Consider the following 23,627-nt stretch of genomic DNA (forward strand, 5'->3'; position numbering starts at 1 on the left):
GAGAACAAAATGGCGAAAAAACCAACAAAAAAATTAGATGAAATTGGGAAAAAATTTGGAGCAGACCGTGAAAAAGCATTGAACGATGCTCTTAAATTGATTGAGAAAGACTTTGGTAAAGGCTCAATCATGCGCTTGGGTGAGCGCGCGGAGCAAAAAGTTCAAGTGATGAGCTCAGGCTCATTGGCTCTGGACATTGCTCTTGGTTCAGGTGGTTATCCTAAAGGACGTATCATCGAAATCTATGGACCAGAATCATCTGGTAAGACAACGGTTGCCCTTCACGCTGTTGCGCAAGCACAGAAAGAAGGTGGTATTGCAGCCTTTATCGATGCGGAACATGCTCTTGACCCAGCCTATGCTGCAGCCCTTGGTGTGAACATTGACGAATTGCTCTTGTCACAACCAGACTCAGGAGAGCAAGGTCTTGAAATTGCTGGAAAATTGATTGACTCAGGTGCAGTTGACCTTGTCGTTATCGACTCGGTTGCGGCCCTTGTACCTCGTGCGGAAATTGATGGGGATATTGGAGATAGTCACGTTGGTTTGCAAGCTCGTATGATGAGCCAGGCCATGCGTAAACTTGGTGCTTCTATCAATAAAACCAAAACAATTGCCATCTTTATCAACCAATTGCGTGAAAAAGTTGGAGTCATGTTTGGAAATCCAGAAACAACACCTGGTGGACGTGCTTTGAAATTCTACGCTTCAGTCCGTTTGGATGTTCGTGGAAGCACACAAATCAAGGGAACTGGTGATCAAAAAGATACCAATGTCGGTAAGGAAACCAAGATCAAGGTCGTGAAAAACAAGGTAGCTCCACCATTTAAGGAAGCCTTTGTTGAAATCATGTACGGAGAAGGAATTTCTAAGACTGGTGAGCTCTTGAAGATTGCAAGTGATCTCGATATCATCCAAAAAGCGGGAGCATGGTACTCTTACAAGGGTGAAAAAATCGGACAAGGATCTGAAAATGCTAAGAAATACTTGGCGGATCACCCAGAAATCTTTGATGCCATTGACCACCAAGTCCGTGTTCAATATGGTTTGATTGAAGATGAAGAAAGAACAACTCCTACCTCTGTTGCAGAAGATTTAGCACCTAACCAAGAAGTAACACTTGACCTAGGCGACGGACTCGAAATCGAAATTGAAGATTAAAAATAAAAGCGGAGAAGTCTTTCTCTGCTTTTTATGTTTAAATATTAAGTCTCCATAAGCTTCAAAAGCGTAATAAAAGAGTATTTAATCAAAAAAATTAAATCATTCTATAAAAAGGAGACTACTATAATGGAAAAACGCCTTGTTCGAAACGTACAAGACAAAAAGATTGCTGGTGTTTGTGCTGGTATCGGTGACTACTTTAACATGGACCACACACTTGTTCGTGCACTTTGGATTATCTTCACCCTACTTGGTGGTTCTGGAATCTTAGCTTATGCTATTCTCTACTTCCTTCTTCCGGAAGGCAATGCAGAAGCTTAAGCCATAGAGAGAATAAAAGTTTATTCTGATCAGTTGAAAATAAAAAATGCATGTAATCGTAGATTACATGCATTTTTATATGTAGTTTCTATCGAAAAAGAGAGGTTCTTCACCGGATGGATAAGTCTTGTTTAATGGTCACTAAAACGACGATACTCTATATGAAAGTCAAAATAATGTTCATTTTGTAACTTTTGGAAGATGTCGCGATAGGCTTCTTCGTCAAAATAGTCGCCACGATAGAGGATTTCAAAACTCAAACCATCGTACTCAAGGAAAGCGTTGGCTGTTTTAAAGCCATTTTGTCGATAGAAGTCCATTCTAGCCTTCCTTTGCTCCAAGTTATCGCATTCTTCATCCAATCGCTCGACTTCGAGTAACATGGTTCGCTGGTAAAAATCAGTCAGCTTTTCGATGATTTCCTTTCCATACCCGTGGCTTCTCAGGTGGGGCATGATGGCAAAAAAACTGATATAGAAGGCCTTTGGATTGGAGATGGCAAAAGCAAAGCCGACAAACTCTTCTTGGTTATAAAAGGCAAAAAAGTGAGCGTCTTCTCGGTCCTGATAGCGCAAGAACTCAGACAGAGGGACTCGTTCTTCCTCGGGAAAAGCTTCTTTGTTTAGCTTTTCAACCTTATCCAGATCAGGAAATACATCGGTAATTAATTGACTGGTCAAACTCATAAATGAACTCCTTTTCTTGATTATAGCAAATTGTCTCTCTGTAAGCAATTGATTTCAAACTTAGTGACAGAGTCTTGTCGCTCCATTAGAAAGCTGATATAATAGCTTTATGAATAAGAAACGATCCGTGGACTTGATACATGGTCCTATTCTTCCTGCGCTGTTAAGCTTTGCCTTTCCAATCTTGCTGTCAAATATTTTCCAACAACTCTATAATACAGCTGACGTCTTGATTGTTGGGCGTTTTCTTGGTCAAGATTCTTTGGCTGCAGTAGGGGCGACAACTGCCATTTTTGATTTGATTATAGGTTTTACGCTTGGTGTTGGCAATGGGATGGGGATCGTCATTGCCCGCTATTATGGGGCTCGTAATTTCACTAAAATCAAGGAAGCAGTAGCAGCAACTTGGATTTTAGGTGTTCTTTTGAGCATTGTGATCATGCTGATGGGATTTGTCGGTCTGTATCCACTCTTGCAATATTTAGATACCCCTGCAGAAATCCTTCCTCAATCCTATCAATATATTTCTATGATTGTGACCTGTGTAGGTGTCAGCTTTGCCTATAATCTTTTTGCAGGCTTGTTGCGATCCATTGGAGACAGTCTAGCAGCTCTTGGATTTCTGATTTTTTCTGCCTTGGTCAATGTGGTTCTGGATCTCTATTTCATTACGCAACTGCATCTGGGAGTTCAATCTGCGGGGCTTGCTACCATTATTTCGCAAGGATTGTCAGCGGTTCTCTGTTTTTACTATATCCGTAAGAGTGTTCCAGAACTACTTCCTCAACTCAAGCATTTTAAATGGAACAAGGCCTTGTATGCGGATCTCTTGGAGCAAGGTTTGGCTATGGGTTTGATGAGTTCCATTGTGTCCATAGGTAGTGTGATTTTACAGTCTTCTGTCAATACTTTTGGAGCTGTGATTATTAGTGCTCAAACAGCAGCTAGACGCATTATGGCTTTTGCTCTGCTTCCGATGACGGCTATTTCTTCTGCTATGACGACCTTTGCCTCTCAAAATCTCGGGGCCAAGCGACCAGACCGCATAGTTCAAGGCCTTGGTGTTGGGAGTCGTTTGAGCATGTTCTGGGCAGGTTTTATTTGTATTTTCCTCTTTTTTGCCAGTCCTAGCTTGGTTTCCTTCTTGGCCAGTTCGACGGATGGATACTTGGTAGAAAATGGTAGTCTTTACCTGCAAATCAGTTCAGTCTTTTATCCGATTTTGAGCCTTTTGCTGATTTATCGGAATTGCTTGCAGGGATTGGGGCAGAAAGTCCTTCCTCTAGTTTCCAGCTTTATAGAACTAATCGGGAAAATTGTTTTTGTAGTTTTGATTATCCCTTGGGCAGGCTATAGGGGAGTTATCCTTTGTGAACCCCTTATCTGGGTTGCCATGACCACCCAACTGTACTTTTCACTTTTCCGCCATCCCCTGATAAAAGAAGGCAAGGCAATCTTGGCAGCCAAAGGACAATCCTAGCTGGATTTGCTGAATAAAATCCATTTCCTCTAGTGAAAATCGAAAAAACTTGTGTTATAATAAGAAAGATTAAAATGTGAAAAAAGGAGATTCCTAATGGGACGTAAATGGGCCAATATCGTAGCCAAGAAAACGGCTAAAGATGGAGCTAACTCTAAAGTATATGCAAAATTTGGTGTAGAAATCTATGTAGCAGCTAAAAAAGGTGATCCAGACCCAGAATCAAACACTGCTTTGAAATTCGTTATCGACCGTGCGAAACAAGCCCAAGTGCCAAAACACGTTATCGATAAAGCGATTGATAAAGCAAAAGGAAACACAGACGAAACCTTTACAGAAGGACGTTACGAAGGTTTTGGACCAAATGGTTCTATGTTGATTGTGGATACCTTGACTTCAAACGTTAACCGTACCGCAGCCAATGTCCGTGCAGCTTTTGGTAAAAACGGCGGAAACATGGGTGCTTCAGGTTCAGTTTCATACCTCTTTGATAACAAGGGTGTGATCGTATTTGCGGGTGAGGACGCTGATGCAGTCTTTGAGCAATTGCTAGAAGCAGATGTGGATGTGGACGATGTAGAAGCAGAAGAAGGAACAATCACGGTTTACACAGCTCCAACAGACCTTCACAAGGCTATCGTTGCCCTTCGTGAGTCTGGTATCGAAGAATTCCAAGTGACTGAATTGGAAATGATTCCTCAGTCTGAAGTGGAATTGTCAGGCGAAGACCTTGAAACCTTTGAAAAACTTTACAGCGTTCTTGAGGACGACGAAGACGTACAAAAGATCTACACAAACGTAGATGGATTCTAATAGAAAAACGAACAGTTTTACTAGCTGTTCGTTTTTTTGATATTTGAACTTAGACTCTGGTTTCAGAATCGTTTTGTTTCTTGCTTTTTTCTAGACCTAGACCGACTGCATGTTTTTGAACTAGCAAGAGCTGTCCATTGTCTTGTTTTGCAAAAGTTAAGGTAACAGTCTTGATCTTGTCACCAATGGAGATATAGGTGATTTTTCTCGTATCGTACCCTCCGATAGTGGAGTCAAATTCGGAGTCTGGTAGTCCGTGTTTTTTGATAATATCCTTGTAGTTGGTACCCCCTTTTCCTTTGTTGTCAAGGTCACCTTCGATTAAGGCGTCGAACTGTTCTTGGGTCCAGGTGAAGGTATCGTCTTCTTCCTCCTCTGGGATGGAATAGGCGCTATCATCTGTCAAGTCGCTTTCTTCTTCGCGTTCCATTGAGGAACTTGCCTCTCTATAGGAACGGTTAAACTCCCTGGCAAAATCTTTGTAGATATTAGCGTACAGTATCTGGGTCGTAAAGAAAAGTACAATAGAAGCAATTGACAGAGCTGTTCCAATAATGGCCATTGTTTTTCGTTTTTTGAGGTTGACGATAAGGCCGATAATCCCCAAGATAAATGCGACAATGGCGATGAAAAACGATAGATAGTTAATAAATGGAATCCAAGATCCTAAAAGTGCGATGGCTCCAAAAATGGTTGCCAAGATTCCTAAAACTCTTTGTTCTTCTGGTTTCATTTGAACGTTTTCTCCCTTCATCGAGTGAATGGATTTCTATCCACAGTAGTTAGTGCTTATTATAGAAAAAATATTGCCTAATGTCAATTTAAACTAAAATAGTTCTCTAGGAAACTTTTTTCTTGACATCATTTCTGAAAATGATAAAATAGTTCTCATGGAAACTTATATAGTTCTTGTGAGAACTATATTTATCGTAAGAAAGGAGCAATCATGGACAAGCCGATGTTAATGTTCAAACGTTTTGGACACCAGGTTCATCTGATGGTACAGAAAGAAGCCAAGCGATGTGGCATTGAATTTATGGGTGGACCGCAAGGGCAGGTTCTGCGTTTTTTAGATCATTGTGAACAAAAAGAGGAACTGGTCTTGATTAAGGATATCGAGCAGGAACTCAATATTAGCAAATCTGTGGCGAGTAATCTAGTCAAGCGCATGGTACAAAATGGTTTGGTCGAGTTAGAGGCGAGCCCGAGCGATAAGCGGGCAAAATTTGTTCGCCTGACGGAGAAATCGCGTTCGCAGATGCAAAAAGTTAAAGCTTTTTTTGATCGGATTGATCAAAGTCTGCTAGAGGGGGTTTCAAAGTCAGACTTGGCAATCTTTGAAAAGGTACTCGGGCAATTGCAAGAAAATGTTGAGAAGATAGGAGGAGAGAATGAAGAAACTCGCTAAACGTATTACAGGAAAAGAGTGGGGAATGATCGCCCTTACGATTCTTTTCACTTGTTTCTCGGTCTATCTCGAGTTAGAGGTGCCGACTTATATTTCGCAAATTACAGAATTACTGGGAACGTCTGGAACGCAATTGGGTGAACTCTGGTCACCAGCTGCGAAGATGATTGGTTTGTCTTTATTGGCTTTCTTTTCATCTGTTATGGTTGGTTTCTTTGCCGCTCACGTTGCAGCATCCTATACAACCCATCTACGTAGAGACGTATTTCATCGCGTTTTGGATTTTTCACAGACAGAGATCAAACGTTTTTCAATCCCAAGTCTTTTGACTCGGACGACCAATGATATTACCCAGGTACAGATGCTCTTTACCATGGGCTTGCAAGTGGTTACTCGTGGGCCAATTATGGCTATCTGGGCCATTGGAAAAATCCTTGGGAAATCGGAATACTGGCTCTGGGCAGTCGTTGTGGCTGTTATTGTCAACGTCTTGATGACCACCGTTCTCATGACTCTGGCCTTTCCAAAACAATCGGTCATCCAAAAATTGACAGATAAACTCAATAGTATCACTCGTGAAAGTTTGACGGGGATTCGAGTTGTTCGTGCATACAATGCGGAAGATTACCAAGATAAGAAATTTGAAGCAGCCAACGATGAGGTAACACGTCTTAATCTCTTTGTCAATCGATTGATGGCGATTATGAACCCGATCATGATGGCGATTTCCAGTGGATTGAGTTTAGCCATTTACTGGATTGGTGCCTATATCATCAACGATGCAAGTTTGACAGAACGTCTGCCACTCTTTAGTGATATGGTAGTCTTCATGTCCTATGCTATGCAGGTCGTGATGGGCTTCCTTCTCATGGGAGCACTCTTTATCGTTCTTCCTCGGACCTTGGTTTCTGCAGGACGTATCAACCAAGTTTTGGATTTGCATCCTTCTATTAAGAATCCGAGTCAAGCACAGGCTGCAGATTCTTCAGTTCAAGGACAAGTGGAATTCCGTGATGTAACCTTCCGATACTCTCAAAACTCAGAAGCAGTTGTGGAACATGTTACTTTTAAAGCCGAAGCAGGTCAAACAGTTGCCTTTATCGGATCAACTGGATCTGGGAAATCTACTCTAGTCAACCTAATACCTCGTTTTTATGATGTCTCATCTGGTCAAATCCTAGTAGATGGTGTCGATGTGCAAGATTACAACTTGGAAGACTTGCGTAATAAGGTCGGCTATATCCCACAAAAAGCTGTGCTCTTTTCTGGAGATGTTAAGGGTAATCTCGACTTTGGTAAGAGTAAAGAAAGTCCTCTCAGCGAACCTGCTATGTGGCAAGCTTTGGAATTGGCTCAATCTAAGAACTTTATCGAGGATAAGGAAGCAGGTCTGTCCTCTGAAGTAGCCCAAGGTGGGACCAACTTCTCAGGAGGTCAAAGACAACGCTTGGCTATTGCCCGGGCCTTGGCTCGTAAGCCAGAGATTCTTATCTTTGATGACTCTTTCTCAGCCTTGGACTACAAGACAGACCGGATCTTGCGCCAAGAATTAGCTGAAAAAACACAATCCTTGACTAAGTTAATCGTTGCTCAACGCATCTCAACCATCATGGATGCCGACCTGATCTTGGTTTTGGATCAAGGTAAAGTCGTGGGACAAGGCACCCACAAAGAACTTCTAGCTACTAACGAAGTCTACCAAGAAATTGCCTACTCACAACTATCGAAGGAGGAATTGGAAGATGGAAAATAAAAAAGTTTCGGTCTGGAAACAGTGCAAACCTTATATGGCAGGCCTCCAACTCCCTCTCCTAATAGCAGTTGTGGCTGCAGTCATTTCAAGTATCATTACCGTTTATGGTCCAACTAAGATTAAAGAAATTACTAACTTGATTTCAGATGGCTTGGCTACAGAAATCGACTTGGTAGCTGTGTCAAACATTGCTGGATTTTTGGTTGTTCTGTATGTATTTGGAGCTATCCTTAATTATACACAGGCCTATATCTTTTCAACGAGCATTCAGCATTTTTCAAAACGCTTGCGGACGGCTATCGCTGAAAAGATTAATCGTTTGCCACTTGGCTATTTTGACCGTCATTCACAAGGAGATACCCTTTCGCGCGTGACCAATGATGTGGATACAGCAGCGCAATCTCTCAACCAAAGTTTAGGGACAGTTCTTTCAGCTAGTTTCTTGTTGATTGCTGTCTTGGTGACCATGTTTGGGATGAACTGGATTTTGGCATTGGTAACAGTTGTATCAACCCTTGTTGGTTTTGCGGCGGTTTCCGTAATCATGGCCAAGTCACAGGGTTATTTTAAAGCCCAACAAAATAATCTAGCGGCCGTCAATGGTTACGTAGAAGAAATGTACTCTGGCCATAATGTAGTGACCAGCTACAACGCAGTGGACACCTCCAAAGCGAGATTTGCAGGTTTAAACCAGAACTTGCATGATAGTATCTGGAAATCTCAGTTTATTTCTGGTATCATGATGCCAGCCATGTTCTTTGTTGGGAACTTTAGTTATGTCTTAGTCATCATCGTTGGGGCCGCGCTGGCGTTAGAAGGGCATATCAGTATCGGGATTATTGTAGCCTTTATGGTTTACGTACGGACCTTCTCCCAACCTCTGTCACAGATTGCCCAAGGGATTACGAGCTTGCAACAAGCGAGTGCAGCCATGACTCGTGTATTAGAATTTCTAGCTGAAGCTGAGATGCAGGATGAATCTCATAAGGAAAGACAATTGGCCCATATGAAAGGGGAAGTAGTCTTTGATCATGTGTCCTTTGGCTATACACCAGAGCGCACCATTATCCATGACTTTTCTGCGACAGCTCATGCAGGTCAGAAGGTTGCTATCGTTGGACCGACTGGGGCTGGGAAGACAACCATTGTCAATCTTTTGATGAAGTTCTATGAGATAGATAAGGGAAGTATCCGCATCGATGGCGTGGATACTAAGGACATGAAACGCTCAGAAGTACACGATGCCTTTTCAATGGTCTTGCAGGACACTTGGCTCTTTGAAGGAACGATTCGAGAGAACCTGATCTATAATCAGACAGACATCAGTGATGAACGAATGATGGAAGCCAGCAAGGCTGTGGGAATCCACCACTTTATCATGACCTTGCCAGATGGCTACGATACTGTTTTGGATGACACTGTGACCTTGTCTGTTGGGCAAAAACAACTCTTGACCATTGCTCGTGCACTTCTTAAGGATGCACCACTCTTGATTTTGGATGAAGCGACATCTTCAGTCGACACACGTACAGAGGAGTTGATTCAAAAAGCCATGGACCGTTTGATGGAAGGCAGAACTTCCTTTGTCATCGCCCACCGCTTGTCAACGATTCGTAATGCAGATTTGATTCTTGTCATGAAAGATGGAAATATCATCGAGCAAGGCAATCACGAGGAGCTGATGGCGCAAGGTGGCTTTTATGCGGATCTCTACAATAGTCAATTTACAGAAGACGAAGCAGAAGAATAAATCTAAAGAAGGCTTGACGGCCTTCTTTTTCTGCACTATACTAGAAGACAAACGTCTCACCTGTAGACGAAAACAAGGTAATGAATGAGAAGTATAAATGAAAAATTATCAAGAATGGTATCAAAATATCAGCTCCAGACTCACCAGCCATCCCACTCTTTTATTTCTGTTACGCAGTTTCAATCGTTTGATGACAGTCGCCATGCCTCTGGTCTACCTGGCCTTGCTAGTCACCACTTACCTGCAACTAGGACTTGGTCAGCAAGTTGGGGTTTATTTGCTTGTCCCTGCCTCAGGTTTTGTGATTTTGTCTCTTTTTCGTAAGAAAATCAACCACCCGCGACCTTATGAAACTTGGGATATCTGTCCCCTTCTTGATAAGGATAGTTCGGGACGGTCGATGCCCAGTCGCCATGTCTTTTCGGCAACTATCATCTCCATGGCCTGTCTGCATGCTAGTCTACCTGTTGGCTTAGCATGCTTGATTTTTTCAGCTTTGCTGGGACTGGTGAGGGTTTTAGGGGGGGTTCATTATCCCAAGGATGTCTTGGTTGGCTATGCTTGTGGTCTGGTGTGGGGATTCCTTTTCTTCTTATTTTGACATGTAAGTTAAGCTAGTCCTACAACCACTTACTGCTTCAAATTGACCACTTGCTTTTTTGCCCTTGTATTCCTAACTTAGCTTTGATATAGTAGAGTCAGAAAGGAGATGTGATGAAGTTACGAATTGAGATTGACGGCAATTTAGAGGAGACTGAAATTGTCATCAAGACCCCTGCTTTGACAGATGAAATTGCAGATTTGCAACGGCTCTTGCAAGAGTCAAAGGCTCCGAGGTTGACTTTTTACAAGGGGACAGGTGAATATTATCTAGACCTTTCAGAAATTCTCTTCTTTGAAACAGAAGGGAGCAAGATTTACGCTCATACCCAGAAGGAAGCCTATGAGGTTCGCCTCAAGCTCTATGAGTTGGAGTCTATCTTGCCTCGCTATTTTAGCCGAGTATCCAAGTCGACTATCGCAAACATTCGTCAGATTTACTCAGTGGACAAGTCCTTTTCAGGAACGGGGACCATTTCCTTTTATCAGACGCACAAGGAGGTTCATGTCTCACGACATTACCAATCCCTCCTAAAAGAAAATCTAAGAAACATGAGGTAAAAAACATGAAAAAGAAAGCATTTGGTATTGTTTTATTGGTTTTAGCAGCTTGGATCTTGCTGCAAGGAAATTTTGGCATTCCTTCTTTGGATGGTAAGATATGGCCTTTGATTGGTATCGCCTTTTTTGCTTACCAATCAGTTGAAGCTTTGCTTCGTCGTCATCTAACATCAGCAGTTTTTACCGCTCTAGTAGCCTTAATGATTGCGAATCATTTTTATAACATTTTTCCTATTCCAAACCAGTCTTTGTTTTGGGCTAGTATCTTAGCAGTGCTAGGAATTGGCTATCTGACGCATTCAAGTAAGTTTTGGTACGGCAAAAAATGGTGGTACAACAGTGAGCGAACAGTCATCACAGATAAGGAAGTCGCTTTTGGTAGTGGAACCTTTTATAAACAAGATCAAGATCTCGTAGATGACCAAGTGGAAGTCGCTTTTGGGGATGCTAAAATCTACTATGATAATGCAGAGATGCTAGGTGATTTTGCAACTTTAAATATTGAAGTGGCCTTCGGGAATGCAACCGTCTATGTTCCACAACACTGGCGTGTCGATTTGAAAGTAGAAACCTCCTTTGGTGCAGCTAAGGCAGATGCTCCTGTAGCGCCAACAAACAAAACCTTGATTATCCGTGGAGAAGTCGCTTTTGGTAAACTTGGAGTTGTTTACGTTAAATAAAAAAATAGTTTAGGCCCTTGATAAATTCAAGAAAGTGTGATAACATAGTACGGTATGTGGTGCTAGCACATCCGCTATATTAGATCTAATAGGAGGAAAACACAATGGCTAAAGTATGTTACTTTACAGGTCGTAAGACTGTATCAGGAAACAACCGTTCACACGCGATGAACCAAACAAAACGTGCCGTAAAACCAAACCTTCAAAAAGTTACTGTTCTTATCGATGGTAAACCTAAAAAAGTTTGGGCTTCAGCTCGTGCTTTGAAATCAGGTAAAGTTGAACGCGTTTAATAAAAATGAAAAGACCTAACTGGTCTTTTTCTTTTGCTCTAAGGATAAAACCATTTGAAAAATAGAGTAAATATCCGCAGATACAGCATTCTGCTTTTACACTTGGGCTGAAATATGATAAAATAGAGTATCAACTAGTTGAGGTAAAAAAAATGACTGTAAAAATTAATACAAAAGATGGTCAAATCGAACTGACAGATGAAGTGATTGCAACCGTAGTAGGTGGTGCCGCAACTGAGATTTTTGGAGTGGTCGGTATGGCTAGTAAAAATGCCCTCAAAGACAATTTCCAAGCCCTTCTTGGTAAGGAAAATTATTCTAAGGGTGTTGTTATAAAAGCAGCCGAAGATGGTAGCATTGCAGTTGATGTTTATACCGTATTGAGCTACGGAGTAAAGATAAGCGAAGTGTCAAAAAACATTCAAGAGCGTGTTCGTTTTAGTTTAGAAAATCAACTAGGAATTACTGCTCAGACTGTGAATGTCTACATTCAAAATATCAAAGTTGTAGGAGAATAATCGTGTCAAAAATTACTACCAGTTTATTCCAAGAGATGGTGCAGGCTGCATCAACTCGTTTGAATAAGCAAGCAGAATATGTCAATTCATTGAACGTCTTTCCAGTTCCAGATGGAGATACTGGGACAAACATGGGAATGACCATTGAAAATGGTGCCAAAGAAGTAGCAGACAAGCCTGCTTCTACAGTTGGAGAAGTAGCGAGCATTCTTGCCAAAGGGCTCTTGATGGGTGCCCGTGGGAACTCAGGGGTTATCACATCTCAGCTCTTCCGTGGCTTCTCTCAGGCTATCAAGGAAAAAGATGAATTAACAGGTCAAGACTTGGCTCTTGCCTTCCAATCCGGTGTCGAAGTAGCTTATAAAGCGGTTATGAAACCAGTTGAAGGAACCATTTTGACTGTTTCTCGTGGTGCAGCCATTGGAGCTAAGAAAAAAGTCGAGGAGACAGATGATGCTGTTGAGGTCATGCGTGCAGCCTTGGAAGGCGCGAAAGCAGCTTTGGCTAAGACACCAGAAATGCTTCCAGTCCTTAAGGAAGTTGGTGTGGTAGACTCAGGTGGTCAAGGTTTGGTCTTCATCTACGAAGGCTTCCTTTCAGCTCTTACTGGTGAATACAGTGCTTCTGAAGACTTTGTAGCGACTCCTGCCAACATGAGTGAAATGATCAATGCAGAGCACCACAAGTCTGTAGCAGGGCATGTGGCAACTGAGGATATTACCTTCGGTTACTGTACAGAGATCATGGTAGCCCTCAAACAAGGTCCAACTTATTCTAAGGACTTTGACTACGATGAATTCCGTAACTACTTGAATGACTTAGGTGACTCTCTACTTGTTGTCAATGATGATGAAATCGTCAAAGTTCACGTCCATACAGAAGATCCAGGTCTTGTCATGCAAGAAGGTCTTAAATATGGTAGCTTGATCAAGGTAAAAGTGGACAATATGCGTAATCAACACGAGGCGCAAGTTGAAAAAGAAGCAACTCAAGGAAACAAGCCTGCTGAAACAAAAGAGTATGCCCTTATCGCAGTAGTAGCTGGTCAAGGTTTAGCAGATATCTTCCGTGCCCAAGGTGTGGATTATGTCATCGAAGGTGGGCAGACGATGAACCCTTCAACAGAAGACTTTATCAAGGCTGTTGAACAGGTCAATGCTCGCAACATCATCTTCTTGCCAAACAACAAAAATATCTTTATGGCAGCTCAGTCTGCGGCTGAAGTGCTTGAACAACCTGCTGTTGTTGTAGAAGCACGTACAATTCCTCAAGGGTTGACCAGTCTTCTTGCCTTTGATCCAAGCAAATCAATCGAAGAAAACAAAGAACGTATGACTGCAGCCCTTGGTGATGTCGTAAGTGGTAGTGTAACAACAGCCGTTCGTGACACGACTATCGATGGTTTGGAAATTCATGAAAATGACAATCTTGGTATGGTAGATGGTAAGATCCTCGTATCAAACCCTGACATGCACCAAACTTTGACTAAAACATTGAAACATATGTTGGATGAAGATAGTGAAATCGTGACTTTCTATGTCGGTGAAGATGGAAGCGAAGAACTTGCCAATGAAATTGCCCAAGAAATCGCAGAAGAATTCGAAGATGTTGAAGTAGAGATTCACCAAGGTCAACAACCTGTATATCCATATCTTTTCAGTGTGGAATAAAATTTAATAGATAAAAAAGAAAGTTGATTTTACAGCTTTCTTTTTTTATGACATTTGTCATATTTCCTAGTGACAGAAGCATCTAGCTCCGCCAATTTCAAAAGTCTATAATTGAAGTATGAAATGGAGAAAGAAGAAATGAAAAATAAAATGATTGTCGCAGTGAGTTTAGTAGCAGCAGGAGTTATGACCTATCTCATGTTTTCAGGATTGGACGAAGGTTTCTACCATTTTCCTTGGGAGCTCTTTGCTGGCTTTGGAATGATGTCTTGGCTTGTCAGAGAAGGTTTGAAATTAGTCAGAGAAGTGAAAAAGGAGTTTGAGGAATGAAAAAAACAATCACCTATCTTTTTATCGGCCTGTCACTCTTGGTATGGTTAGTGGAAATGTTTACTGGTTGGTTTGACCAAACCTTGCTTCGCCAATTCATTCGTGGTTCTTGGGGTTTTGGATTTATGATTTTCGTTGTTTTCCCTATGGGAATGAAGTGGTTGAAAGGAGAATCTCATGACTGTGATTAAAGTTGAGAAATTGAGTAAGAAAATAAAAGACAAGGAGATCTTGCGGAACATCTCCTTTGAAATCAACGATGGTGAATGTGTCGCCTTGATCGGGCCTAACGGAGCAGGAAAAACAACCTTGATTGATTGCCTCTTGGGCGACAAGTTCATGAGCTCAGGTCAGATAGCCATTCAAGGATTTGCACCAACAGATCCTCGATTAAAACAGCTTATTTCTGTCTTACCTCAAGAAAATGCAGTTGTTCAAAGCTTGAAAGTGAAAGAACTTCTATCATTTTTCAAGTCACTTTATCCCGACAGTCTTTCAGACAAAGAAATTGATGACTTGCTGAGATTCTCAGACAAGCAGAAAAATCAGCTAGCGGGCAAGTTGTCTGGTGGGCAAAAACGTTTGTTCTCTTTTGTGTTGTCTTTAATAGGTCGTCCGAAAATTCTATTTTTAGACGAGCCAACTGCTGCCATGGATACCTCAACACGTCAGCATTTTTGGGAAATTGTTAATCGATTAAAGAAAAATGGTGTCACCATTGTCTATTCTTCTCACTACATCGAAGAAGTAGAGCATACGGCTGACCGCATTTTGGTGCTCCATAAGGGAGAATTGATTCGCGATACGACGCCTTATGCTATGCGTGGTGAAGAACAAGAAAAACATTTTACGGTACCTCTAACTTATCAGGAAGTTATCAGAACTTTAGACCAAGTTCAAGAGATTGAAATCAAGCAAAATGCTCTTTCCTTCACAACCAAAGAAGCCAGCCAGGTATGGAAAGTCTTGCAAGAACAGGGCTGCATGATCGAAGAAATTGAAGTTCGCAATCGAACTCTCTTAGACAGTATCTTCGAAACGACTCAAGACTAAAGGAGATTGACGATGAAAAATATGACAAGTCTCATGAAAGTGGAAATCATTCTGATGAAACGGCAAGCAGTCTACTACTTACTATCCATCGGACTTCCAAGTGTGTTTTATCTTATCTTTTCTGGTATGATGTCAGGGTCAGATATTCCAGAAATTGCTCTTCAAGCCTATCTTTTTGCCATGACGCTCTTTAGTATCATGTCAAGTGCTTTTTTCAGTATCCCAAGCACACTCGAGTCTGATAAGACAAACAACTGGCAAAAATTGATTCAACATTCTCCCGTATCTATGGTAGAATATTATGTATCAAAACTGTTCAGTACCCTACTGACTTTCTTGTTATCAATTACAGTTGTCTTTTCAGTTGGTCATTTTGTCCGCGGAGTGACGCTACCTTGGCTTGACTGGATGGTAATTGGTGCTATTTTGCTGATCGGAAGCGTGGTCTTTATCAGCATAGGGGTCTTGGTGAGCTTGCTACCCAGTGCTCAACTGATGACGGTTGTTGGAAATATTGCCTATATTGCTTTGGCTGTTCTAGGTGGACTGTGGTTCCCCTTGGATTCCTTCCCAGAATGGCTCCAATCTATTGGAAAGCTGACTCCAACCTATCAACTGATGCAGGTCGTCTCTACTTATTTGGAACACCATGAATTTAATATTCTTTCTGCCTTGGTTGTGCTAGGCTATACAGTTTTCTTTGGTGTATTGGTCATTCAACTGAAAAAACGGATTGAGGTAAAATAAATCTATGTTGGAAAAATTTAAAAACATTCATTATATGTTTCATATTTCAATTGTGTTTATCATCTTTCCTATAGCGGGTGTCATCGTTGGAGATTACCCGCTTTTAACCTTGCTATGGACCCTACTATTTGTACTTGCCTTCTATTCGGTTTTAGCCAGTCAGAGTCGCACTGTGCTGTGGATGGCTTGGTGGATCATGCTTGCCTACATTTTTTATACATCGGTTTGGCTGAGTTCGGGTTTCACCTGGTTTATCTTCTATTTATCCAATCTCCTTATTTATGAGCTGGATGAGATTTCTTTTCACTCTTGGCGCTTTGTCAGTTTTATTGTCCTGCAACCGTTCATTCTGACCGGAATCTATATGGTCAATCATGTTAGTCCCTGGCAACTACTCTTTTTCTTGGTGACCTTTATCTTTTCCGATGCAATGACCTTTGGTCTTTATCGAATTCGATTGTCGGAGGACATAAAAGAAGAAAAGAGAAAGCAAAATGCTAAGCTTAATCTTTTCTTGGCTGAAAATGAACGCAATCGTATCGGTCAGGATCTCCATGACAGTCTAGGCCATACATTTGCTATGTTGAGTGTGAAGACGGATCTTGCCCTCCAACTTTTTCAGATGCAGGCTTATCCACAGGTGGAAAAGGAATTAAGAGAAATACAGCAAATTAGCAAAGAATCAATGCGTGAAGTTCGAACCATTGTGGAAAATCTTAAGTCTAGAACTTTGACATCAGAACTAGAGACTTTGAAAAAGATGTTAGAAATTGCTGGAATTGAGGTGGAAATAGCTAATCAACTAGATACAGCTAGCTTAACTCAGGAATTAGAGTCAACAGCCTCCATGATTTTGCTTGAGTTAGTGACCAATATCATCAAACACGCCAAAGCGTCTAAAGCCTACTTAAAATTAGAACGGACAGAGAAAGAACTCATTCTAACAGTGAGAGATGATGGCTGTGGCTTTGCTTCTCTAAAAGGAGATGAACTCCATACTGTTCGAGACCGTGTCCTTCCTTTTTCAGGAGAAGTGAAGGTGATCAGTCAGAAACATCCGACTGAAGTGCAGGTTCGGCTACCTTATAAGGAGAGAAACTAAGATGAAATTACTTGTTGCAGAAGATCAAAGTATGTTGCGAGATGCTATGTGCCAGTTGCTTACCTTTCAACCAGATGTAGATTCTGTCCTACAAGCCAAGGATGGCCAAGAAGCAATCCAACTCTTAGCAAAAGAGTCTGTGGATATCGCCATTCTTGACGTAGAAATGCCTGTTAAGACCGGCCTCGAAGTCTTGGAGTGGATACGAGCAGAAAAGCTAGAAACAAAGGTGGTTGTGGTGACGACCTTCAAGCGCCCTGGCTATTTTGAACGTGCGGTCAAGGCTGGAGTGGATGCTTATGTCTTGAAAGAAAGAAGCATTGCAGACCTCATGCAAACCTTGCACACTGTTCTCGAAGGACGCAAGGAATATTCGCCTGAATTGATGGAAGTGGTGATGACGCATCCTAACCCGTTAACAGAGCAAGAAATCACTGTTTTAAAGGGAATCGCTCAGGGCTTGTCTAATCAAGAAATCGCAGATCAGCTTTATCTATCAAATGGAACCGTCCGAAACTATGTCACCAATATTCTTTCGAAACTAGATGCTGGTAATCGAACAGAGGCAGCCAACATTGCAAAAGAATCTGGTTGGCTTTGATAAGAAGGGTTAAAAAATTCCGAAACGATAACTTGAATCAAAGGAAATCCATACTAGAAAGGAGGAGGTAAATCGCCTCCTTTTCTGGTTTAGAAAAGCGGTGAAAGCTAGTGTCAAAGAGTTAAAAGATCAGAATAAAAATGAAAAATATCTTGACAACGAAGGAAAAATTGTGTTACAATAATAGACGGTACTTTTTACTTTTGGTCTCTCAAAAGTGTACAGGGACGTGCTGACAAATGTTGCAAAAGTACACACAGATGGTAGCTGTCACCAAGTGTATCATCACCAAAAATAAAAAAACACAGGAGAATGTAGATGCCTACAATTAACCAATTGGTTCGCAAACCGCGTAAATCAAAAGTAGAAAAATCTAAATCACCAGCTTTGAACGTTGGTTACAACAGTCATAAAAAAGTTCAAACAAACGTTTCTTCACCACAAAAACGTGGTGTTGCAACTCGTGTGGGAACAATGACACCTAAAAAACCTAACTCTGCCCTTCGTAAATTCGCTCGTGTACGTTTGAGCAACCTTATCGAAGTTACTGCCTACATCCCAGGTATCGGACACAACTTGCAAGAGCACAGCGTGGTGCTTCTTCGTGGTGGACGTGTAAAAGACCTTCCAGGGGTACGTTACCATATCGTCCGTGGTGCACTTGATACTGCAGGTGTTAACGATCGTAAACAAGGCCGTTCTAAATACGGTACTAAACGTCCAAAAGCATAAGGAAAGGGGATAAAGAGAAATGAGTCGTAAAAATAGAGCTCCAAAACGTGATGTATTGCCAGATCCGCTTTACAATTCACAACTAGTTACTCGTCTTATCAACCGCGTTATGCTTGATGGTAAACGTGGTACAGCTGCTTCAATCGTTTACGGTGCTTTTGAGCAAATCAAAGAAGCTACTGGAAACGATGCACTTGAAGTATTTGAAACAGCTATGGAAAACATCATGCCTGTACTTGAAGTACGTGCACGTCGTGTTGGTGGATCTAACTACCAAGTCCCAGTTGAAGTTCGTCCAGAACGTCGTACAACACTTGGACTTCGTTGGTTGGTAACCATCGCTCGCCTTCGTGGTGAACACACAATGCAAGACCGTCTTGCAAAAGAAATCTTGGATGCTGCGAACAACACTGGTGCAGCAGTTAAGAAACGTGAAGACACTCACCGTATGGCTGAAGCTAACCGTGCCTTCGCACACTTCCGTTGGTAAGAATAAGATACTAAGGGCGTTAAAAAAGCGACTGAAAATTAGGAAGCTTGACGCAGAATCAAAGCTTCTAGGAAAGCTTATCTATTTTCCGAGCTTTTAGCCCGAGTTCAATTGGGTTCAACTCAGCTAACTTAAGCTTTTAGCCCGAGTTCAATTCAATTTGTATACAAGTTGAAACCAACAAAAACAAGATAAACATTGAGAACGGGTAGGTCCTGCCTATCCGTTTTTATTAAAATCGTGTTATAATAGAATAGAAATTAAAATAAATAGGAGAAACAAACCTCATGGCACGCGAATTTTCACTTGAAAAAACTCGTAATATCGGTATCATGGCTCACGTCGATGCCGGTAAAACAACAACTACTGAGCGTATTCTTTACTACACTGGTAAAATCCACAAAATCGGTGAAACTCACGAAGGTGCGTCACAAATGGACTGGATGGAGCAAGAGCAAGAACGTGGTATCACTATCACATCTGCTGCGACAACAGCTCAATGGAACAACCACCGCGTAAACATCATCGACACACCAGGACACGTGGACTTCACAATCGAAGTACAACGTTCTCTTCGTGTATTGGACGGTGCGGTTACTGTTCTTGACTCACAATCAGGTGTTGAGCCTCAAACTGAAACAGTTTGGCGTCAAGCAACTGAGTACGGAGTTCCACGTATCGTATTTGCTAACAAAATGGACAAAATCGGTGCTGACTTCCTTTACTCAGTAAGCACACTTCACGACCGTCTTCAAGCAAACGCACACCCAATCCAATTGCCAATCGGTGCTGAAGATGACTTCCGCGGTATCATCGACTTGATCAAGATGAAAGCTGAAATCTATACTAACGACCTTGGTACAGATATCCTTGAAGAAGATATTCCAGCTGAATACCTTGACCAAGCTCAAGAATACCGTGAAAAATTGGTTGAAGCAGTTGCTGAAACTGATGAAGACTTGATGATGAAATACCTTGAAGGTGAAGAAATCACTAACGAAGAATTGAAAGTTGCTATCCGTAAAGCAACTATCAACGTTGAATTCTTCCCAGTATTGTGTGGTTCTGCCTTCAAGAACAAGGGTGTTCAATTGATGCTTGATGCGGTTATCGATTACCTTCCAAGCCCACTTGACATCCCAGCAATCAAAGGTATCAACCCAGATACAGACGAAGAAGAAACTCGTCCAGCATCTGACGAAGAGCCATTCGCAGCTCTTGCTTTCAAGATTGCAACAGACCCATTTGTAGGTCGTTTGACATTCTTCCGTGTATACTCAGGTGTTCTTCAATCAGGTTCTTACGTAATGAACACTTCTAAAGGTAAACGTGAACGTATCGGACGTCTTGTGCAATTGCATGCCAATAGTCGTCAAGAAATCGAAACCGTTTATGCTGGTGATATTGCAGCTGCTATTGGTTTGAAGGATACAACTACTGGTGATTCATTGACAGATGAAAAAGCTAAAATCATCCTTGAGTCAATCCACGTTCCAGAACCAGTTATCCAGTTGATGGTTGAGCCAAAATCTAAAGCTGACCAAGATAAGATGGGTATCGCACTTCAAAAATTGGCTGAAGAAGATCCAACATTCCGCGTTGAAACAAACGTTGAAACTGGTGAAACAGTTATCTCAGGTATGGGTGAACTTCACCTTGACGTCCTTGTTGACCGTATGCGTCGTGAGTTCAAAGTTGAAGCGAACGTAGGTGCTCCTCAAGTATCTTACCGTGAAACATTCCGCGCTTCTACTCAAGCACGTGGATTCTTCAAACGTCAGTCTGGTGGTAAAGGTCAATTTGGTGATGTATGGATTGAGTTTAGTCCAAACGAAGAAGGTAAAGGATTCGAATTCGAAAACGCAATCGTCGGTGGTGTGGTTCCTCGTGAATTTATCCCAGCGGTTGAAAAAGGTTTGGTAGAATCTATGGCTAACGGTGTTCTTGCAGGTTACCCAATGGTTGACGTTAAAGCTAAGCTTTACGACGGTTCATACCACGATGTCGACTCATCTGAAACAGCCTTCAAGATCGCGGCTTCACTTGCCCTTAAAGAAGCTGCTAAATCAGCACAACCAGCTATCCTTGAGCCAATGATGCTTGTAACCATCACTGTTCCAGAAGAAAACCTTGGTGATGTTATGGGTCACGTAACTGCTCGTCGTGGACGTGTAGATGGTATGGAAGCACACGGTAACAGCCAAATCGTTCGTGCTTACGTTCCACTTGCTGAAATGTTCGGTTACGCAACAGTTCTTCGTTCTGCATCTCAAGGACGTGGTACCTTCATGATGGTATTTGACCACTACGAAGATGTACCTAAGTCAGTACAAGAAGAAATCATTAAGAAAAACAAAGGTGAAGACTAATCAGTCCTCACTCTAGAAGGAAGTCACTTAGTGGCTTCCTTTTTTGTCTTTAACTATTCATTTTTGCTGAATATAGTATACGAATTTGGTCGCTAAGTGATAGAGTTACTAATTCTATCCAGAAAGAAAATAGACTAATTTGATAAATTAAAGTAAATAAAGGTTCCTAATTCCGTAGATAACTTAATAAAAATAAGGAAATGATTCATAAATACACTTTTAGATAGAAAATTCAGAAAATTGACTCTTTTGCCTTGAAAATTTTTGAAAAAATGGTATGATAGTAACAAGCTATTTTTTTAAGAGAAGAGAAAGGGGAACAATGGAGAAAATCAGTTTAGAATCTCCTAAGACGGGGTCGGACCTAGTTTTGGAAACACTTCGGGACTTAGGGATTGATACCATTTTTGGTTATCCTGGTGGTGCGGTCTTACCTTTGTATGATGCGATATACAATTTTAAAGGTATTCGCCACATCTTGGGACGCCATGAGCAAGGTTGTTTGCACGAAGCTGAAGGATATGCCAAATCAACTGGAAAGTTGGGCGTTGCCGTCGTCACGAGTGGGCCGGGAGCAACAAATGCCATTACAGGGATTGCAGATGCCATGAGCGATAGCGTTCCCCTTTTGGTCTTTACAGGTCAGGTTGCGCGAGCTGGGATTGGGAAGGATGCCTTTCAGGAGGCGGATATCGTAGGTATTACCATGCCCATTACCAAGTACAATTACCAAGTTCGTGAGACAGCAGATATTCCTCGTATCATTACGGAAGCTGTCCATATCGCAACGACAGGTCGTCCAGGTCCAGTTGTGATTGACTTGCCCAAGGATGTATCAGCCCTAGAGACAGATTTCATCTATTCGCCGGAGGTGAATTTACCAAGTTACCAACCGACACTTGATCCAAATGACATGCAAATCAAGAAAATCTTGAAGCAATTGTCAAAAGCCAAGAAACCTGTTTTGTTAGCAGGGGGCGGTATCAGCTATGCAGAAGCTTCTAAGGAGCTCAATGAATTTGCTGAACGTTACCAAATTCCAGTAGTCACTAGTCTTTTGGGGCAAGGAACCATTGCAACGAGTCATCCGCTCTTCCTAGGGATGGGAGGCATGCACGGTTCTTTCGCAGCCAACATTGCAATGACGGAAGCGGACTTTATGATTAGTATTGGTTGCCGTTTCGATGACCGCTTGACTGGGAACCCTAAGACCTTCGCGAAGAATGCTAAGGTTGCTCATATCGACATTGACCCAGCTGAGATTGGTAAGATTATCAGTGCAGATATTCCTGTAGTGGGGGATGCTAAGAAAGCCTTGCAGATGCTACTGGCAGAACCAACTGTTCATAACAATACTGAAAAGTGGATTGAAAAAGTCACCAAGGACAAGAATCGAGTTCGTTCTTATGATAAGAAAGAACGTGTGGTTCAACCTCAGGCCGTTATTGAACGCATCGGTGAGTTGACGCATGGTGATGCCATTGTCGTAACTGACGTAGGGCAGCACCAAATGTGGACAGCTCAGTATTATCCTTACCAAAATGAGCGTCAGTTAGTCACTTCAGGTGGTTTGGGTACCATGGGATTCGGAGTTCCTGCAGCTATCGGAGCCAAGATTGCCAATCCAGAAAAAGAGGTCATCCTTTTTGTTGGTGATGGTGGCTTCCAAATGACCAACCAAGAACTAGCTATCCTAAACATCTACAAGGTGCCGATTAAGGTTGTCATGTTGAATAACCACTCACTAGGAATGGTTCGTCAGTGGCAGGAATCCTTCTATGAGGGTAGAACTTCCGAGTCAGTTTTTGATACACTTCCTGACTTCCAGCTGATGGCACAGGCTTATGGCATCAAAAACTATAAATTTGATAATCCAGAGACGATAGAGAAGGATCTAGAAGTCATTCTGGAGGATGTGCCCATGTTTATCGAGGTGGATATTTCTCGTAAGGAACAGGTCTTACCGATGGTACCAGCTGGTAAGAGCAATCATGAGATGTTGGGGGTGAAGTTCCATGCGTAGAATGTTAACAGCTAGATTGCAAAACCGTTCAGGAGTTTTGAATCGTTTTACAGGTGTCCTTTCTCGTCGTCAAGTCAATATTGAGAGTATCTCGGTTGGTGCGACAGAGAACCCCAATGTATCTCGTATCACCATCATTATTGATGTAGCATCTCATGATGAAGTAGAGCAAATCATTAAACAGCTCAATCGTCAGATTGATGTGATTCGCATTCGAGATATCACAGATAAACCACACTTGGAAAGAGAAGTTATCTTGGTAAAAGTATCTGCTCCTGCTGAGAAGCGTGCAGAAATCTTGGCCATTATCCAACCTTTCCGTGCAACGGTAGTAGATGTGGCTCCAAGCTCAATCACCATCCAGATGACGGGAAATGCTGAAAAGAGTGAAGCTTTATTACGAGTGATTCGACCATATGGTATTAAAAATATCGCTCGTACGGGTGCAACTGGATTTACCCGCGACTAATACTCTTTGATTTT

Annotated in this window: 26 protein-coding genes; 24 read left to right on the forward strand and 2 right to left on the reverse strand. The window is 41.9% G+C overall.

Annotated elements, in window-relative coordinates; all coding sequences use genetic code 11:
• Nucleotides 1–9 precede the first annotated feature (9 nt).
• Both recA and ACORHV_RS01210 read left to right on the forward strand, forming a co-directional pair.
• Nucleotides 10–1,161, forward strand: coding sequence for a recombinase RecA (gene recA / locus ACORHV_RS01205; RefSeq protein ID WP_001085520.1), 1,152 nt, complete (start codon nucleotides 10–12; stop codon nucleotides 1,159–1,161).
• Nucleotides 1,162–1,290: 129 nt separating this feature from the next.
• A complete protein-coding gene (locus ACORHV_RS01210) occupies nucleotides 1,291–1,485 on the forward strand; it encodes a PspC domain-containing protein (protein ID WP_000415527.1) in 195 nt (64 codons plus the stop codon).
• A gap of 131 nt (nucleotides 1,486–1,616) precedes the next feature.
• Here ACORHV_RS01210 and ACORHV_RS01215 read toward each other — a convergent pair whose 3' ends face one another.
• Nucleotides 1,617–2,171 carry a GNAT family N-acetyltransferase gene (locus tag ACORHV_RS01215; protein WP_000060284.1) on the reverse strand — a complete coding sequence of 185 codons (555 nt, stop codon included), beginning with the start codon at nucleotides 2,169–2,171 and terminating at the stop codon, nucleotides 1,617–1,619.
• 109 nt (nucleotides 2,172–2,280) lie between these two features.
• Here ACORHV_RS01215 and ACORHV_RS01220 point away from each other — a divergent pair, with 109 nt between their 5' ends.
• Together ACORHV_RS01220 and ACORHV_RS01225 are read left to right on the forward strand one after the other, a co-directional pair.
• A complete protein-coding gene (locus ACORHV_RS01220) occupies nucleotides 2,281–3,651 on the forward strand; it encodes an MATE family efflux transporter (RefSeq protein ID WP_016893668.1) in 1,371 nt (456 codons plus the stop codon).
• A gap of 96 nt (nucleotides 3,652–3,747) precedes the next feature.
• Nucleotides 3,748–4,464, forward strand: coding sequence for a YebC/PmpR family DNA-binding transcriptional regulator (locus ACORHV_RS01225; protein ID WP_000532894.1), 717 nt, complete (start codon nucleotides 3,748–3,750; stop codon nucleotides 4,462–4,464).
• Nucleotides 4,465–4,513: 49 nt separating this feature from the next.
• Here ACORHV_RS01225 and ACORHV_RS01230 read toward each other — a convergent pair whose 3' ends face one another.
• On the reverse strand, nucleotides 4,514–5,218 hold the full coding sequence (locus tag ACORHV_RS01230) for a CD20-like domain-containing protein (protein ID WP_033588306.1): 705 nt from the start codon (nucleotides 5,216–5,218) through the stop codon (nucleotides 4,514–4,516).
• A gap of 192 nt (nucleotides 5,219–5,410) precedes the next feature.
• Here ACORHV_RS01230 and ACORHV_RS01235 point away from each other — a divergent pair, with 192 nt between their 5' ends.
• From ACORHV_RS01235 to ilvN, 20 genes are all read left to right on the forward strand, one after another.
• Entirely contained in the window at nucleotides 5,411–5,872 is a 462-nt protein-coding gene (locus ACORHV_RS01235; protein ID WP_000360520.1) for a MarR family winged helix-turn-helix transcriptional regulator, read from the forward strand.
• On the forward strand, nucleotides 5,856–7,625 hold the full coding sequence (locus ACORHV_RS01240; RefSeq protein ID WP_000731791.1) for an ABC transporter ATP-binding protein: 1,770 nt from the start codon (nucleotides 5,856–5,858) through the stop codon (nucleotides 7,623–7,625). The genes ACORHV_RS01235 and ACORHV_RS01240 overlap by 17 nt, the downstream gene beginning before the upstream one ends.
• A complete protein-coding gene (locus tag ACORHV_RS01245) occupies nucleotides 7,615–9,375 on the forward strand; it encodes an ABC transporter ATP-binding protein (RefSeq protein WP_000428387.1) in 1,761 nt (586 codons plus the stop codon). Before ACORHV_RS01240 ends, ACORHV_RS01245 begins: the two co-directional genes overlap by 11 nt.
• 97 nt (nucleotides 9,376–9,472) lie before the next feature.
• Complete coding sequence (locus ACORHV_RS01250) at nucleotides 9,473–9,976, forward strand: phosphatase PAP2 family protein (protein WP_000800922.1); 504 nt, start codon at nucleotides 9,473–9,475, stop codon at nucleotides 9,974–9,976.
• Nucleotides 9,977–10,089: 113 nt separating this feature from the next.
• Nucleotides 10,090–10,536: a LytTR family DNA-binding domain-containing protein gene (locus ACORHV_RS01255; RefSeq protein ID WP_000776583.1), complete on the forward strand. Its 447-nt coding sequence runs from the start codon at nucleotides 10,090–10,092 to the stop codon at nucleotides 10,534–10,536.
• A gap of 5 nt (nucleotides 10,537–10,541) precedes the next feature.
• Nucleotides 10,542–11,216, forward strand: a complete 675-nt coding sequence (locus tag ACORHV_RS01260; protein ID WP_000725728.1) for a LiaF transmembrane domain-containing protein — start codon at nucleotides 10,542–10,544, stop codon at nucleotides 11,214–11,216.
• 104 nt (nucleotides 11,217–11,320) lie between these two features.
• Nucleotides 11,321–11,509: a 50S ribosomal protein L28 gene (rpmB, locus tag ACORHV_RS01265; protein ID WP_001140948.1), complete on the forward strand. Its 189-nt coding sequence runs from the start codon at nucleotides 11,321–11,323 to the stop codon at nucleotides 11,507–11,509.
• A gap of 152 nt (nucleotides 11,510–11,661) precedes the next feature.
• Nucleotides 11,662–12,027 (forward strand): Asp23/Gls24 family envelope stress response protein, encoded by a 366-nt coding sequence (locus ACORHV_RS01270; RefSeq protein WP_000216434.1) that lies wholly within the window; start codon nucleotides 11,662–11,664, stop codon nucleotides 12,025–12,027.
• 2 nt (nucleotides 12,028–12,029) lie between these two features.
• Nucleotides 12,030–13,697, forward strand: a complete 1,668-nt coding sequence (locus ACORHV_RS01275; RefSeq protein ID WP_434398447.1) for a DAK2 domain-containing protein — start codon at nucleotides 12,030–12,032, stop codon at nucleotides 13,695–13,697.
• Nucleotides 13,698–13,820: 123 nt separating this feature from the next.
• A complete protein-coding gene (locus ACORHV_RS01280; RefSeq protein ID WP_000409926.1) occupies nucleotides 13,821–14,027 on the forward strand; it encodes a hypothetical protein in 207 nt (68 codons plus the stop codon).
• Nucleotides 14,024–14,218, forward strand: coding sequence for a hypothetical protein (locus ACORHV_RS01285; protein ID WP_000751344.1), 195 nt, complete (start codon nucleotides 14,024–14,026; stop codon nucleotides 14,216–14,218). The genes ACORHV_RS01280 and ACORHV_RS01285 overlap by 4 nt, the downstream gene beginning before the upstream one ends.
• Nucleotides 14,205–15,080 (forward strand): ABC transporter ATP-binding protein, encoded by an 876-nt coding sequence (locus ACORHV_RS01290; RefSeq protein WP_000216040.1) that lies wholly within the window; start codon nucleotides 14,205–14,207, stop codon nucleotides 15,078–15,080. The genes ACORHV_RS01285 and ACORHV_RS01290 overlap by 14 nt, the downstream gene beginning before the upstream one ends.
• A gap of 12 nt (nucleotides 15,081–15,092) precedes the next feature.
• Nucleotides 15,093–15,827, forward strand: coding sequence for an ABC transporter permease (locus ACORHV_RS01295; RefSeq protein WP_434398450.1), 735 nt, complete (start codon nucleotides 15,093–15,095; stop codon nucleotides 15,825–15,827).
• Between the two features lie 4 nt (nucleotides 15,828–15,831).
• Nucleotides 15,832–16,929: a sensor histidine kinase gene (locus ACORHV_RS01300; protein WP_000890230.1), complete on the forward strand. Its 1,098-nt coding sequence runs from the start codon at nucleotides 15,832–15,834 to the stop codon at nucleotides 16,927–16,929.
• A gap of 1 nt (nucleotide 16,930) precedes the next feature.
• Nucleotides 16,931–17,530 carry a response regulator transcription factor gene (locus ACORHV_RS01305; RefSeq protein WP_434398452.1) on the forward strand — a complete coding sequence of 200 codons (600 nt, stop codon included), beginning with the start codon at nucleotides 16,931–16,933 and terminating at the stop codon, nucleotides 17,528–17,530.
• 318 nt (nucleotides 17,531–17,848) lie between these two features.
• Nucleotides 17,849–18,262, forward strand: a complete 414-nt coding sequence (gene rpsL / locus ACORHV_RS01310; protein WP_001142332.1) for a 30S ribosomal protein S12 — start codon at nucleotides 17,849–17,851, stop codon at nucleotides 18,260–18,262.
• Between the two features lie 19 nt (nucleotides 18,263–18,281).
• A complete protein-coding gene (gene rpsG / locus ACORHV_RS01315; protein WP_000087873.1) occupies nucleotides 18,282–18,752 on the forward strand; it encodes a 30S ribosomal protein S7 in 471 nt (156 codons plus the stop codon).
• Nucleotides 18,753–19,039: 287 nt separating this feature from the next.
• The gene (fusA, locus tag ACORHV_RS01320; protein WP_000090340.1) at nucleotides 19,040–21,121 is read left to right on the forward strand and encodes an elongation factor G; all 2,082 of its coding nucleotides are present in this window, start codon (nucleotides 19,040–19,042) and stop codon (nucleotides 21,119–21,121) included.
• 322 nt (nucleotides 21,122–21,443) lie between these two features.
• Nucleotides 21,444–23,144 (forward strand): acetolactate synthase large subunit, encoded by a 1,701-nt coding sequence (locus tag ACORHV_RS01325; protein WP_049519462.1) that lies wholly within the window; start codon nucleotides 21,444–21,446, stop codon nucleotides 23,142–23,144.
• Nucleotides 23,137–23,613, forward strand: coding sequence for an acetolactate synthase small subunit (gene ilvN / locus ACORHV_RS01330; RefSeq protein ID WP_001253813.1), 477 nt, complete (start codon nucleotides 23,137–23,139; stop codon nucleotides 23,611–23,613). The genes ACORHV_RS01325 and ilvN overlap by 8 nt, the downstream gene beginning before the upstream one ends.
• Nucleotides 23,614–23,627: the final 14 nt, after the last annotated feature.

Origin of the sequence: Streptococcus sp. KHUD_016, assembly GCF_051106465.1 — a bacterium.
Classification (GTDB): Bacteria; Bacillota; Bacilli; order Lactobacillales; family Streptococcaceae; genus Streptococcus.

Excerpts from the sequence above, each read along its gene's own strand:
- recA (WP_001085520.1), top strand. The coding sequence starts at position 10 with ATGGCGAAAAAACCAACAAAAAAATTAGATGAAATTGGGAAAAAATTT.
- ACORHV_RS01210 (WP_000415527.1), top strand. The coding sequence starts at position 1,291 with ATGGAAAAACGCCTTGTTCGAAACGTACAAGACAAAAAGATTGCTGGT.
- ACORHV_RS01215 (WP_000060284.1), bottom strand. The coding sequence starts at position 2,171 with ATGAGTTTGACCAGTCAATTAATTACCGATGTATTTCCTGATCTGGAT.
- ACORHV_RS01220 (WP_016893668.1), top strand. The coding sequence starts at position 2,281 with ATGAATAAGAAACGATCCGTGGACTTGATACATGGTCCTATTCTTCCT.
- ACORHV_RS01225 (WP_000532894.1), top strand. The coding sequence starts at position 3,748 with ATGGGACGTAAATGGGCCAATATCGTAGCCAAGAAAACGGCTAAAGAT.
- ACORHV_RS01230 (WP_033588306.1), bottom strand. The coding sequence starts at position 5,218 with ATGAAGGGAGAAAACGTTCAAATGAAACCAGAAGAACAAAGAGTTTTA.
- ACORHV_RS01235 (WP_000360520.1), top strand. The coding sequence starts at position 5,411 with ATGGACAAGCCGATGTTAATGTTCAAACGTTTTGGACACCAGGTTCAT.
- ACORHV_RS01240 (WP_000731791.1), top strand. The coding sequence starts at position 5,856 with ATGAAGAAACTCGCTAAACGTATTACAGGAAAAGAGTGGGGAATGATC.
- ACORHV_RS01245 (WP_000428387.1), top strand. The coding sequence starts at position 7,615 with ATGGAAAATAAAAAAGTTTCGGTCTGGAAACAGTGCAAACCTTATATG.
- ACORHV_RS01250 (WP_000800922.1), top strand. The coding sequence starts at position 9,473 with ATGAAAAATTATCAAGAATGGTATCAAAATATCAGCTCCAGACTCACC.
- ACORHV_RS01255 (WP_000776583.1), top strand. The coding sequence starts at position 10,090 with ATGAAGTTACGAATTGAGATTGACGGCAATTTAGAGGAGACTGAAATT.
- ACORHV_RS01260 (WP_000725728.1), top strand. The coding sequence starts at position 10,542 with ATGAAAAAGAAAGCATTTGGTATTGTTTTATTGGTTTTAGCAGCTTGG.
- rpmB (WP_001140948.1), top strand. The coding sequence starts at position 11,321 with ATGGCTAAAGTATGTTACTTTACAGGTCGTAAGACTGTATCAGGAAAC.
- ACORHV_RS01270 (WP_000216434.1), top strand. The coding sequence starts at position 11,662 with ATGACTGTAAAAATTAATACAAAAGATGGTCAAATCGAACTGACAGAT.
- ACORHV_RS01280 (WP_000409926.1), top strand. The coding sequence starts at position 13,821 with ATGGAGAAAGAAGAAATGAAAAATAAAATGATTGTCGCAGTGAGTTTA.
- ACORHV_RS01285 (WP_000751344.1), top strand. The coding sequence starts at position 14,024 with ATGAAAAAAACAATCACCTATCTTTTTATCGGCCTGTCACTCTTGGTA.
- ACORHV_RS01290 (WP_000216040.1), top strand. The coding sequence starts at position 14,205 with ATGACTGTGATTAAAGTTGAGAAATTGAGTAAGAAAATAAAAGACAAG.
- ACORHV_RS01295 (WP_434398450.1), top strand. The coding sequence starts at position 15,093 with ATGAAAAATATGACAAGTCTCATGAAAGTGGAAATCATTCTGATGAAA.
- ACORHV_RS01300 (WP_000890230.1), top strand. The coding sequence starts at position 15,832 with ATGTTGGAAAAATTTAAAAACATTCATTATATGTTTCATATTTCAATT.
- ACORHV_RS01305 (WP_434398452.1), top strand. The coding sequence starts at position 16,931 with ATGAAATTACTTGTTGCAGAAGATCAAAGTATGTTGCGAGATGCTATG.
- rpsL (WP_001142332.1), top strand. The coding sequence starts at position 17,849 with ATGCCTACAATTAACCAATTGGTTCGCAAACCGCGTAAATCAAAAGTA.
- rpsG (WP_000087873.1), top strand. The coding sequence starts at position 18,282 with ATGAGTCGTAAAAATAGAGCTCCAAAACGTGATGTATTGCCAGATCCG.
- fusA (WP_000090340.1), top strand. The coding sequence starts at position 19,040 with ATGGCACGCGAATTTTCACTTGAAAAAACTCGTAATATCGGTATCATG.
- ACORHV_RS01325 (WP_049519462.1), top strand. The coding sequence starts at position 21,444 with ATGGAGAAAATCAGTTTAGAATCTCCTAAGACGGGGTCGGACCTAGTT.
- ilvN (WP_001253813.1), top strand. The coding sequence starts at position 23,137 with ATGCGTAGAATGTTAACAGCTAGATTGCAAAACCGTTCAGGAGTTTTG.